Source organism: Streptomyces sp. NPDC018000, assembly GCF_044328025.1.
Classification (GTDB): domain Bacteria; phylum Actinomycetota; class Actinomycetes; order Streptomycetales; family Streptomycetaceae; genus Streptomyces.
Genome location: NZ_JBIRGM010000008.1, coordinates 197,922 through 210,328, shown reverse-complemented (window position 1 = coordinate 210,328; position 12,407 = coordinate 197,922). Strand labels below are relative to the sequence as shown.

At 68.9% G+C, this 12,407-nt stretch carries 7 protein-coding genes and 1 tRNA gene; 3 read left to right on the top strand and 5 right to left on the bottom strand.

Translation table 11 applies throughout. The features are described 5' to 3' along the window. Positions 1 to 321 precede the first annotated feature (321 nt). From ACH4EW_RS19875 to ACH4EW_RS19855, 5 genes are all read right to left on the bottom strand, one after another. Entirely contained in the window at positions 322 to 1,614 is a 1,293-nt protein-coding gene (locus ACH4EW_RS19875) for an MFS transporter (RefSeq protein ID WP_398258582.1), read from the bottom strand. A gap of 779 nt (positions 1,615 to 2,393) precedes the next feature. Further along, a tRNA-Arg gene (locus ACH4EW_RS19870) sits at positions 2,394 to 2,469 on the bottom strand. 1,034 nt (positions 2,470 to 3,503) lie between these two features. Then, on the bottom strand, positions 3,504 to 5,342 hold the full coding sequence (locus ACH4EW_RS19865; protein WP_398258560.1) for a glycoside hydrolase family 36 protein: 1,839 nt from the start codon (positions 5,340 to 5,342) through the stop codon (positions 3,504 to 3,506). 192 nt (positions 5,343 to 5,534) lie between these two features. Further along, positions 5,535 to 6,377 carry an alkaline phosphatase family protein gene (locus ACH4EW_RS19860; RefSeq protein WP_398258558.1) on the bottom strand — a complete coding sequence of 281 codons (843 nt, stop codon included), beginning with the start codon at positions 6,375 to 6,377 and terminating at the stop codon, positions 5,535 to 5,537. A 71-nt stretch (positions 6,378 to 6,448) separates the two neighbouring features. Then, positions 6,449 to 8,575, bottom strand: coding sequence for an alpha-galactosidase (locus ACH4EW_RS19855; protein WP_398258556.1), 2,127 nt, complete (start codon positions 8,573 to 8,575; stop codon positions 6,449 to 6,451). Between the two features lie 239 nt (positions 8,576 to 8,814). On the opposite strand from ACH4EW_RS19855, the gene ACH4EW_RS19850 reads away from it, so the two are divergent. From ACH4EW_RS19850 to ACH4EW_RS19840, 3 genes are all read left to right on the top strand, one after another. Continuing rightward, a complete protein-coding gene (locus ACH4EW_RS19850) occupies positions 8,815 to 10,005 on the top strand; it encodes an ROK family protein (protein WP_398258554.1) in 1,191 nt (396 codons plus the stop codon). A gap of 132 nt (positions 10,006 to 10,137) precedes the next feature. Then, positions 10,138 to 11,415: an ABC transporter substrate-binding protein gene (locus ACH4EW_RS19845; RefSeq protein ID WP_398258552.1), complete on the top strand. Its 1,278-nt coding sequence runs from the start codon at positions 10,138 to 10,140 to the stop codon at positions 11,413 to 11,415. Continuing rightward, entirely contained in the window at positions 11,415 to 12,404 is a 990-nt protein-coding gene (locus ACH4EW_RS19840; protein WP_398258550.1) for a carbohydrate ABC transporter permease, read from the top strand. Before ACH4EW_RS19845 ends, ACH4EW_RS19840 begins: the two co-directional genes overlap by 1 nt. The last annotated feature ends 3 nt before the right edge of the window (positions 12,405 to 12,407 follow it).

Below are 12,407 nucleotides of genomic sequence, written 5' to 3'. Positions count from 1 at the left end.
GCTGGTGCTGGTCATACGGGTGGTTCTCCTGCTCGTTCGTCCACCCAGGCTAACTGATCACGCTAGGGTGTCTCACCCAACGATGTCAGAGAGGGTCCCGATCGCGTCCACGATGTTGATCAGAACGCCGATCGACCCGACGACCAGGACACCTTGGGATATACGGCGGCTCATCAACCCTCGCCTTGCAGTCAAACTTCGTTGGCAATGAATCAATCTTCGCTGTCGTCGGATACCGGCCGCGAACCCCCGCTAATCGATCTTGCTCACCAATCGGTCGATAAATGAGCGGCGACAAGTTTACGGGGAAAGTAGTTCGGCTCAAGTGCTGCGCGCCCGGGCGGCGAGCAGGGCAGCCAGGGTGCACGGTACGAGCAGCAGTCCGAAGGCAGCGCTGTAGCCGACGGCGTCGGACGAGCCCGCGCCGAGGCAGGCATTGAACAGGGCAGAGGAGAGGCCCAACACTGTTACCTGTCCCAGGTTCTGGGCGGTCTGCATCGCGCTGCTGGCATAGCCCTGCCGACCGGGCGGGCTGTGGGTGAGTGACAGCACAGTGAGGGAAGGGGCGTACATACCCATGCCGACGGCCGCAACGACCATCGCCGATGCGGCGGTATACGCGGGTGTCGCCGGAAGCGTCCCGGCAACCGCGAGCGCGACTGCCACTGCCTGCACCAGTGCGCCTGCCACAACTAAGCGGTGGCGGGGGCAGCGCTCCAGCAGTCGGCCCTGAACCCAGGAGGAGCCGGCCCAGGCCAAGGCGGCACCCGTGAAGGCCAGGCCAATCACCACGGGAGGTGCGTCCCGGTCGGTGACCAGCAGCAGAGGCACGTAGGCCTCCAGCGTGAAGAACACGCCCGAGCCCAGCCCGCACAGCAGCACCGTGGCCGGCAGGCCGCGCGCGGCACTCCAGGTACGCGGCGGCAGCAACCGTGACACGAACGCCACCAGCAGGGCGAACCCGCCCGCCGCGAAAAGCAGGTGGCGCCGGTCCCAGCCCGAGACGCCGTACTGCCCCAACGCCGCACCCAGGCTTACCGCTGTCGCGACCATCAGTGCCGGGCGCGACGGCCCGTCTCCCGACCGTGCGGGCGGGGCCGCCCATGAAGAGCCGCGCAGCACGACCACCACCACCAGCGCGGGCAGCGTGGTGAGAGCGGCCAGACCGAAGAACACCGCGCGCCAGGACCACCACTCGACCACCAGCCCCGCCAGCGGAGGACCGACCAGCGACGGGACGACCCAGCAGGCACTCATCAACGCCAGAACGCGCGGGCGCAGACGGTCAGGGTAGGCCCGGCTGATCGCGGTGTTGATCGACACCGCGATCATCCCGCCCGCCAGCCCGTCCATGAAGCGCCCGGCCGCCAGCTGCCAGATCGACGTGCTGGCGCCCGAGACCAACAGGGTGACCACCGCCAGCACCATGCCCGCCGCCAGGGGACGCTGTGCCCCGACGCGGTCTGCCCAATGACCGCCCAGCACTCCACCGAGCAGACTCGCGGCTACGAAGCACCCCGCCACCAACGGGTAGAGCGAGACCCCATCCAGGGCTCGCGCGGCCGTGGGCAGTGTGGGGACCACGGCCAGCGCGGCAAGCCCAGTCAGAAACATCACCGTGGCGAAGCTGGAGGTGGCGGCCGCGTACCGCCCGGAGAACAATCCCTCGGTGGGTTCGGGTTGCGCAGGTGGACGATCGGCCACCGTTGTCGACTCGTCGGAGTCCGTCACGGTCGCTTCCGTGGATGTCGCGGACGAGCTACTCGGTAAGCGCTTCGGATCACCAGTCACGGGCGCAAGGTAGACGGGGCGCACGCCTGCTTGCCACCTGTTTTGTTCGAGCTTCCTGACACCTCGCGACTCTTGCGCTCTTAACTACGCAAGCAACCAAGGACGCGCGCAGGCCGGGCAACAGTGCCTGAGCGAAGGCGTACTGACTGTGGCGCCCCCCACGGAAGACAGCCCGAGGCCACCGGCCGGTCACCTCACACGTTGACCCCGGGCCGGGTCAGGTTCGGGCCTGTGCTCACCGCACGGAAGAGCTGTCCAAGCTCACGTGTCCGTACGCTCTTCGGCGGGCTTCCCATCGCCCGCAGTTCGGGGGCCCGGAACCCTGGCCGCTACGAGATCGAGACGGGCGGCCATGTCGAGGTTCACCTCGCCGTACGGACGTACGTGGGACCAGAAGAGCGGGGTCAGGCCGCGCCGGTCGGCGGGTGTGAGGAGGTCGGCCCACTACGTGTACACGCACGTAGTGCACGACACGCAGCGGGATGCGATCAGCCACATGGACCGCCTGCTCAAGCGCCGTCTGCCGGGCGGCTGAGACACGACTGCCGTCAAATGGTGCCGTCAAAAGACCCCGGACCATGATCGGTCCGGGGTCTTTTCCCTGGTGCCCCCGGCAGGATTCGAACCTGCGACACCCGCTTTAGGAGAGCGGTGCTCTATCCCCTGAGCTACGAAGGCGGGGATCTGTCGGAAAACGTGTCTAAAACCCCGCGCGAATGGCGGTGGGCTTCAGGCCTGCTGCCGACAAAGTTGTGGTGGGCAGGCCGGTGAGGCCCGGGCCACCGCCGACAGTGTAGCGGGTCGGGTGGGCTCGGTGCCGGTGTGTGATCACTGGCTCCTGCGTCGTGCTGGCTCGGGGTACCGGAGTGTGTGCTGAGCAGGCGGATCCGGGCGAGGGGTGGTGTCAGGTGAGGAGGGTCGCCTGGTGGTGCATGGCTCGCGTGACGGAGTTATTCAGGCGGCTGCGTGACGAGGACCACCGGAAAGCAAAGGCATGTCCACACCCAAACCCGCAGGGCCGCAGCGTCCGGCTGCAGCCCTGTGAGCGGCCACCTGGTGAGCCCAGGTCGGTCACGCGTGATGGCGCCCACGGCGGCTTGCATCACGAAAATGCCGACTGACACTCCTCGCACCGTCGTACCGCCTGCCGTGTGGTGTTCCCCTCTGTCGCGGTCGCTGGGTGGCTGCTGCTCAACCGGTCCCAGAGCCCGTGCGGCGGTTCGGGGATCCAGCCCCAACGCGGGGCCGTCACCAACTCCTCGGTCAGGTGGGTGCAGCCCGGCAGGTGCGCGTACCGCGTCGGCGAGATCAGGATCGTGTCCGCGGGGAAGCGCCGCCACTCCTGCCTGTGCTGCGGTACAGCACGTCTTTCCGATACGACCCCGCTTGGCAAGCAGGCACATCCCAGCCCGACGATGCATTCACACCGGTCGCACCGCTCTTCCTTCACAACCGCACCCCTCCTCAGCCCGTGTGGGTGTCCGCCTGGTAGGCGCCTCGGCGACCGCGTCGGCAAGACCTGCCCAACTCCATCACCAAAGCTCGAAGATCCATATGGAAACCGACCTTGACGTGAATCATCTCAGCGAGGGGCAGCAGCGGATGCCCTCGTCCGGGAAAACGCGCAGATGCACCCGGCGCCCCTCGCCGTGAGGGGTGCACAGGCTGCGGTGCGGTGGCGGACGCCAGCGGTCCGGGTGTGGAACTCCTCCTCAGATCTGGTGGCTGCCGGCCCGGGTGTTGCCTGCCGCGTGAAGGTCGCACAGCCCCGACGGCGGCACCTTGATGACATGGAGGCCTGGGGTGAGCTCAAGGGTCGTGGCTTCCTGCGGTTGTCCCTGGGCGTCGTATGCGTTCATGCGGACGAGTCGCGTCGGCCCGGATGCTTCGAGCAGGATCCGTGCCGAGGTGGTGGCGTTGATGAGCGAGAGGGTGTGCCAGGGCTCCGGGGGAAGGGCGATCACACGGTCGGTGTACGTGGTGATCACTCGGTGGCTTCCGGAAGAGGCGGTGACGTAGGGGTACATTTCGTCCGGCCGGCCGGTCTCGTAGTGGCCTCCGGTGAGTGCCGGGCGGAGCCGGCGCCAGGTGGCGAGCCAGAAGGCCAGGGTGTCCCGGTGGGCGGGGGAGAGTTGTGAGAGGCGGGTGGAGATCTGCGGCACAGCGTGCAGGGCGCCGTGGAATTGCCGGGCGAGCGTCTCGGGCGTCGCTTGTGGATCCCACATCAGCATGTCGGAGTGGACCGCTCCCCCCGGCGCGATCAAGGCGATGTCCAGGGTTCTGATGCGGTTGGCGACGGGGTCGGCCGGGCAGTCCGTTGCGCGGAGAAGGTTGCCGAACGCGGTCATGGCCGGCCCGGTGTAGGGCTGCCGCAGCTCCACCACGAACTCGTCACCGCGCAGGGCTCGTAGGGTGTCGCGCAGGTCTGCCAGGAGGGCGGCCATGGCTTGGCCTACGTCTGAGATGTAGCCGTGGGCGGGCCGGTCAGGGGCTGGAGCGACGGCATAGGCCATGGCCTCGTCCAGGAAGTCGACCTTCAGTCCGTCCAGGTGGTTCTCCTCGACGAGAGTGCGGCAGGTGGCGACGACGTGGTCGCGCACCTCACGGTGGCGCGGGTCGAGAATGTGGCAGTTCAGATGCGGCACGCGCCGTGGTGCGAAGCGTGCCCAGGTCCGGTGGGCGGCGGCACGTTCTCCGAGCAGCAGTGGTGCGATCCACGCGGTGTAACGGAGCCCCAGGTCGTGGATCTTCTGGACGTGGGCCGGGAAGTCGGGGAATTTGGCTGGGTCGGGTTGCCAGTCACCGCAGCCTGCGTAGCCGCGACCGTCGCCGTGCAGCTGCCAGCCGTCGTCCATGAAGAGCTGGCCGCAGCCGAGTTCGGCGGCAAGCGCGGCCTCCTCTTCGACCTCCGACGCGTTCACATCCTGGGTGAAGGCGTACCAGGTCGAGTAGACGGGCGTGCGGCCGAACTCGGGCACTGGCAGGGGTTCCGCGCCGGGCAGTTCTGCAAGCCATCCCCGCAGTTCCCGGAGGACCGCCGCCACGGTGGCGCCTGATGTGCCGAGCCGCAGTCGGCACGTCTGGCCGGCCGTGAGCGTGAAACGCAGCCACACCCCGAAGCGTTTGCGCTCCTCCGAGACCCCGAAGCGGATCAAGGTTTCCTGGACGGTGTGGTCGGTGGCGAAAGCGAGCAGACTTCGCCCGGTGGCGTCGTACAGGCACCCCACCGGTGCGGACCGGGCCAGGGAGAGGATCCGCCATGCCGACCAGTCGGCGGGGAGGGTGCGCTCCCAGCCGGCGTCCGGATGCCAGAAGCCTGCGGCATCACCGAGGGGGACGTCGAGGCGGACCGTCACCACCGTTGTTTCGCTGACGGTCACGAGAGCCTCGGCACCCGCCCGGCCGCCGGGCTCCCGGGCCAGTGCGGCCGTCCCGTCGGGGGAGTGGACGCTGACCGTCATGCCGTTGATGTGGACGGTGTGCCTGCAGTTCTGCCACTGGTCGGGGTCGAAGGGGGACAGCTCGGCGGGGCGGGTGCTGCCAGTGTCCACGGCAAGCCTTTCCGGTGATTCGAAGAGCCCCGCGTTGTGGCGGTGCTGTTGTGAGCAGTCGGCCGGCCGCCGTCCTGGTCACCCGGCGGGGACGCGAGCGTGAGCGGTCGGCGTGAGCGGTCGGCGTGTGAGGGCGGCCGAGAGGCGGCCGCCGGTCGGCTCATGCGGTGAAAGCGGTGCCGGCCGGTCGGCTCACGCGGTGAAAGCGGTGCCGTCCAGGGTCCAGTGCGGATCGCGTGGGATGCCGAGGGCCGCGTAGACATGGGCGGCGACATCGGCGTGACCGACTGCCGACGGCGCCTTGTCGGCGGACAGGCCGGGGCCGCACGCGGCCACCCATGCGGTGCGCTCTTGATCGCTGCGTCCTCCGTGGCCGCCCTCGTCGCGGTGGCCGTGGTCGGTCACCACGATGATCGTCCACTGTTCCGTGGCGTGGTCGGGGCGGTCGCGCAGGGCCTTGACGAGCGTTCCGAGGCGCTGGTCGGCGGCCTCGATCGCCTGGCGGTACTCCTGGCCGCAGCCGAGGAAGTGAGCGGTCTCGTCGACGGCGCCGAGGTAGACGAAGCCGGCGTGGAGGTCTTCTCCGGAGCCCAGGATGCGTGCCGCTTCGGCTGTCACGGCCTCGTCGCACTCCTCCCAGGCCTGAGGGGTGTCCTCGCGTGGGGCGATGTAGCTCAGCCGGCTGGGAGCGATGAAGAGCGGGCCGCCCTGCTGGGCGAGGAACAGGGGTTCCCAGCCGCCGACGGCGAAGGTCCGCAGTCCGCATTCGGCGGCCAGGCGGGTGGTGAAGTCGGGGAAGACATCGAGGCGGTTTCCGTCGAAGCGGTTGCCCCAGACGCCGTGCTTGGCGACGCCGACACCCGTGACGATGGTGGTCCAGCACGGGCCGGACATGGTCGGCGTGGCGGCGTCGACCTCGACGGATGCCAGGAAGCCGGCGCGGGCGATCGAGTCGAGGTGGGGCGTGTCCAGTTGCGGCAGCAGGTCGAGGCGTACGCCGTCGATGCCGACGACCAGAACTCGGCGGGTTTCCATGTCTCGGTCCAAGGTGTCTGTGGGCGGTTGTCGGGTGTGAAGTGCTGTCAGGGGACGACTGTGAAGCGCTGTCAGGGAGCGACCCGACGCAGCCGGATCAACCGGCTGGCGTAGTCCCCGGGGGGCAGCTGGAGGTCGATGCCGCGGTGGACCAGGGCGGCACCGCTGTGCCTGCGGTCGTGGTCAACGTCCAGGTAGTAGCCGCTGGCGTCGAGGGCGGGCAGTCGGAGCGGGGCGGGCTGATGGCCGAAGCGGGTCGTGGGGCGCCAGGCGAGAACAGCGTGTTCACCACCGTCTTCGGCGGCGTAGTGGAGGGCCGTCACTCCGCCTTCGCCTTCGAGGCGGTGCTGGCGGCCGTGCTGGACAAGCGGGCGGATCTGCTTGTACTGGGCGACGAGTTCGGCGGCCTCCCGCAGTTCGTCGTCGGACCAGGCAGTCAGGTCTCCGCCGAGGCCGAGTGCTCCGGCCATCGCGACGTGGAAGCGGAACCGGAGGGGAGTGCTTCGGCCGGTGGCGGTGTTGGGGCTGTCGGTGACCCACGCCGCCATGGTCCGGGCGGGGTGGAGCTGGCTGAAGCCGTACTGGATGCCGATCCGGTCGACGGGGTCGGTGTTGTCGGAGGTCCACGCCTGGTCGGTACGGGCGAGAATGCCGAGGTCGACCCGGCCACCGCCGCCCGCGCAGGCCTCGATGCGCAGGCCGGGGTGGTCGGCGCGGAGCCGGTCCGTGATCCGGTAGACGGCCCGGGTGTGATCGATCCAGAGACGATCGGGGTCGGGGTGGCCGTCCCATCCGGCCTCGGTGAACGCCCGGTTGGCATCCCACTTGAGCCAGCTCACCCTGTAGTCGCGAACGATCCGGTCGAGGGTCCGCCCGGCCCACGCCTCGACGTCGGGCCGGGCGAAGTTCAGCACCAGCTGATTGCGGAGCTCGGTCGCATCCCGGGTGGGCGCGTGCAGGACCCAGTCCGGATGGGCGCGGTACAACTCGCTGTCGCGATTGACCATTTCCGGCTCCACCCACAGCCCGAAGGCCATGCCGAGCTTGTGGACCTCGTCGGCGAGTGGCCGCAGTCCGTCGGGAAAGGCCTGGTGGCGAGGTGTCCAGTCACCGAGCCCGGCCTGGTCGTTGGACCGTGCGCCGAACCATCCGTCGTCGAGGACGAAGAGCTCGGCGCCGAGGCGCGAGGCGATACGGGCCAGCCGGACCTGGCCCGCATGGTCGACGTCGAAGCCGGTGGCTTCCCAGGAGTTGTAGACGACAGGCCTCTCCCGGTCGGGCTCCGGCAGAACGTGGTCCCGGATGTAGTCGTGCCAGGCCCGGCTGGCCGCGCCGAAGCCGTCCGGGGTGTGGAGACCGGCGAAGACGGGCGTGCGCAGGCTCTGGCCCGGTCGCAGGGTCCAGTGGACTCCCTCGTGGCCGAATCCTCCGGTCCAGGTGGTGCGGCCGACCGCGTCGCGGTGGATCGTGATGCGCCAACTACCGCTCCAGGCCAGGGCGGTGCTCCACACCTCGCCCCGCTCCTCGGTCGCGGTGCCGTCGTCGATGGCCAGCCAGGGGCTGGCATGGTGGCTGGTGACGCCCCGGCGGCTGGTGAGGACGGTCTCGGTGACGGGAAGCCGGTCGCGGTGCAGCTGGAACTCGCTGTTCCAGCCGCCCACGAGGTGGCTGAGCCGGTAGTCGGAGAGTGCGGGCGCCGTCCAGGAGGCCGAGTCCAGCCGGTCGACGGTGATCGGTTCGCCGTCACCGTCCGCGGGTGAGGTGTGGGTGAGTTCCACCCAGCGTTCGATGACATCGCTTCCCGGGCGGACCCGGTAGCACAGTTCGGCGCTGAGGGGATAGCGGCGATCGGCCAGACGCAGGCGCAGTTCTCCGTTGTCGACCGTGTGTCCGGTGAACTGCCATTGGGCGCCGCGGGTTCCGTCGGCGAAACGGACCTGGAGACCGGCCGGTCCGAACCTTGCCCCGGTCTGCGGGGCCAGTTCGTCCGCGGCAGCGTCGGCTTCGAAGCTGCTCGCGGCGGGGGAAACCGCGTCCGGCAGTTCGGCGAGCACTGCCGTGTCGAGCGGAACGCCCCAGTAGAGGTGTCGCGGACTGCCGTCAGGTCCGATGTGTAGGGCGTAGAGGCTGTTCGGTGTGCGGAGAACGCCGAGACCGAGAAGCGGATCGAAGGAAGCGAGCGGGAGCGTGGCGAGCACGGATGGGTCTCCTGGGGTGCGGAGAGGAGCAGGGCAGGAGGGAGGTCTGCGCAAGCGGAAGACCGTGGCCCGTTAAGACCGGCCGGCACATGGGGGGCGGCGTCGCTCACCCCCCATGTGTCGGTCGGTCCAAGGCAGTTGATGACCTGGGGCAGGCACGGAGCGGCCCCGAGCCTAGGGCGGGGCCGAGTTCAAAATCAATACTGGACGAAGTTATTTATTTGCTCTACGTTGCACCCGTGTTTCCCAACCAATCGCAGCCGCTGGTCACCGCGCCGGCCGAGACTGCGGTCCTGGCCCTGTTGCTGGCCGAGGGCCCGCTCAGCCGAGGCGAGTTGGCACGCAGGACGGGCCTGTCCTCGACAGCCATCACCAAGGCCGCGAGACCTCTCATCGATGACGGCTATCTGCACGAACTCCCGCCGGAGCGCACCGCTCCAGGGGCCGGCCGGCCGGTCAACCCGCTTGCGGTCACCCCGGACCGGGAGTTCTTCGTCGGTGTGAAGATCAGTGGCGACCGGTTGTTCGGTGCAGTGTGCGACCTGCGTGCCGGAGTACGCGCGACAGCCGGCCAGACACTGAGCGACTGCCGTCCCGAGGCCGTGTGCGGGCTGTTGTCCGAGCTGGTCGACGAACTGCTCGACGCCGACCCCGCTTTCCGGGCCCGGACCCGGCACCTCGGAGTCGCTGTCTCAGGGGACGTGGACCGCGACAGCGGCCGGGTCCGCTGCTCGGGCCGCCTCGGCTGGCGTGACATCCCGCTCGCCGAGATGGTGACCGGATCCACCGGCCTGACGGTCACCGTCGAGAACGACGTCAAGGCCCTGGCCGTTGCCGAGTACTGGTTCGGGGAAGGTATCGGCACCGGCTATTTCGCGCTGGTCACCATCGGTGCCGGTATCGGATCCGCACTCGTCGTGAACGGACAGCTGGTGACCGGCGCCTACGGCGTGGCAGGCGAGATGGGGCACATCCCCGTCGACCCGTCCGGCCCGCGCTGCCACTGCGGCGCGGTCGGCTGCGTCGAGGCCCTGGCCTCGACCGGTGCGATCCTCAAGGCGGTCCGCCGTGACACCGGCCGCCCGGCCCTCGAGTTCGACGAGGTCGTGGAGACGGCCCGCAACGGGAACCCCGCGGCGCGGGAAGCCTTCGTCCGGGCCGGCCACGCGATCGGGGTCGGTATCGCCTCGCTGGTCAATCTCGTGGGCCCGGAACGCATAGTGGTCACCGGTGAGGGACTCGAAACCTACGACCTCTTCGGGCTGCACATCGAGGAGGCCTACGCCGCCAACGCCTTCGGGGCGGCAGCGAATTGCCCCCTGTCCCTGCGACCGCTCCCCTGGGAGGAGTGGGCCCGCGGCGCCGCCGCAGTGGGCATCCAGGCGCTGTTTCCCGGACACCCGCCTTCGTCCTCGACCACCCACGGCTGAGTTCCGGAGCACCACTCAGCGCTGAACACAACGCACCCGGCCGGTGCCCTTCGTTGCCTGCAAGCACTGAAGACGGGCATCGGCCAGGTCGAGCACACCCACATTCCGCCTACCTCAGCAGAAGGATGCGACATGAGTGCACGCAGAACCGAGCTTAGCCGACGGGGCTTTCTCACCGGATCACTGATGATCGCCGCCGGAGCGGTGACCGCAGCCTGCAGTACCGACCCGTCCGGCGGCGGCTCGTCGTCCGGGGCGAAGACGACCCTGAATGTCTGGTACCACGCCTACGGCGAGGCCGGTACTCAGCAGGCCGTGCTGCGCTACGCCAAGGCCTTCACCAAGGCCAACCCGGACATCGCCGTCAAGGTCACCTGGGTCCCCGGGGACTACACCAGCAAGCTCAACGCGACGCTGCTCACCGATACGGCCCCGGACGTCTTCGAGATCGGTGACTTCAGCGAGGCCTTCGCCCGCCGCGGTCAGATCGCCGCGCTGGACGACCTCTACGGCAGTGCCAAGGCCGACTTCAACGAGAACGCCCTCAGCACCGTGACGGTCGACGGCAAGCTCTACGGTGTCAAGGCGCTCGACGACGTCATGATGTTCTACTACCGCAAGAGCACCCTGTCCAAGGCCGGGATCACCCCGCCCGACACCTACGACGCGCTCGTCGCCGCAGCCAAGGAGCTCTCCACCAAGAAGAACAAGGGCCTGTTCCTCGGCAACGACGGCCTGGGCGACTCCGCGATCCTGGCCATCTTCTCGAACGGCGGCGACCTGGTGGCCGACGGCAAGGCGGTCTTCGACTCCCCGCAGGCACAGGAAGCCGTGGCCGGCCTCAAGCGCCTGCACGACGACAAGTCCCTGCTGCTCGGCTTCACCACCGACTGGTGGGACCCGGCCGCCCTCATCCAGAACGTCGTGCCGATGCAGTGGAGCGGTCTGTGGGCCATGCCCGCCATCCAGACCGCGCTCGGCGACGACTTCGGCGTTCTGCCGTGGCCCGCCTTCAAGGCCGGCGGCGCTCCTGTCGTGCGTGTCGGCGGCTGGACGAGCTGTGTCAACGCCAAGGGCAAGAAGGTGGACGCGGCCAAGAAGTTCGTCCAGTGGCTGTGGATCCAGCAGAGCGACCTGCAGAAGGACTGGTCCGAGAGCTACGGCCTGCACATTCCGCCCCGCAAGTCGGTGGCCGCGACGGCCGACAAGCTCTCGAAGGGCGCCGCCAAGGAGACCGTGGAACTGGCCGCCAAGTACGGCAAGAGCAACCCGGGCACCTGGAGCACCGCCGTGGGCAACGCCTTCGCCACGGCCGCCAAGAAGATCGTCGGCGGGCAGGGCGACGCCGCCCAGTTCCTGACGGGCGCGGCGAAGGTGGCACAGACCGACATCGACAAGCAGCTCAGCTGATGAGCACGTCACCGGGAACCACGCTGCAGTCCGAGCGTGCCGGGCGCCCCGCGGCCATGCCGCGGGGCGCGGCCCCGGCCCGTCGGACCCGCACCAGCCGGTCCGCCTGGGGCGCTTTCGCGCTGCTCACCGCACCCGTGCTGATCGGACTCGGCATCTTCAAGTACGTCGCCATCGGCTGGAGCTTTCTGCTCAGTTTCAGCAAGGCGCGCGGCTCCATCGGACTCGGCAACTGGGTCGGCCTGGACAACTACCAGGTGCTGCTCTCCGACCCGAGCTTCCGCAGTTCCCTGGTCCAGATCCTGCTGTTCACGGCCTTCATCGTGCCGGTGACCTTCGCCGGCTCCCTCGGGCTCGCGCTGCTGGTCCACCGGGTCCGTCGCGGCCGGGCCGTGCTGCGTACCGCCTTCCTCATCCCGGCGGCCGTCTCCTACGTCGCCGCCTCCCTGCTGTGGAAGATGTGCCTGTTCAACGGGCTGCCGACCGGCATCGCCAACACGATCGGCGGATGGTTCGGCATGGACCCGACGCCCTGGCTGCAGACGACCTCTCCACCGCTCTACTGGATCGTCCTCGTCACCCTCCGCCTCTGGCTCCAGGTCGGCTTCTACATGGTGCTCTTCCTGGCCGCGCTCCAGGGCATTCCCAAGGAGATCTACGAGGCCGCGGCGCTCGACGGTGCGACCGGCCTGCGGCTGCTGCGCAGGATCACTCTGCCGATGCTGCGCAACACCTCCGTCGCGGTGCTGATGCTGCTCTTCATCGCCGCCTTCCAGGCCTTCGACGAGTTCTACAACCTGTTCAGCAGCGGGTTCACCAGTGCGGGCTCGGCCCCCGTCCAGACTCCGCTGGTCTACCTGTACAACAACGCGATGGGCAACCAGGACTACGGCCTCGGATCGGCCGGAGCCTTCGTGCTCACCGCTCTCATCGTCGGAGTGACCCTGCTTCAGGGGCGCTTCACGGGATTCGGCAAGAGCGAGGGGTGAGCC

Bases quoted from the DNA above. Each gene is read 5' to 3' on its own strand.
- ACH4EW_RS19875 (WP_398258582.1), bottom strand. From the start codon at position 1,614: ATGTTTCTGACTGGGCTTGCCGCGCTGGCCGTGGTCCCCACACTGCCC.
- ACH4EW_RS19860 (WP_398258558.1), bottom strand. From the start codon at position 6,377: ATGGAAACCCGCCGAGTTCTGGTCGTCGGCATCGACGGCGTACGCCTC.
- ACH4EW_RS19845 (WP_398258552.1), top strand. From the start codon at position 10,138: ATGAGTGCACGCAGAACCGAGCTTAGCCGACGGGGCTTTCTCACCGGA.
- ACH4EW_RS19840 (WP_398258550.1), top strand. From the start codon at position 11,415: ATGAGCACGTCACCGGGAACCACGCTGCAGTCCGAGCGTGCCGGGCGC.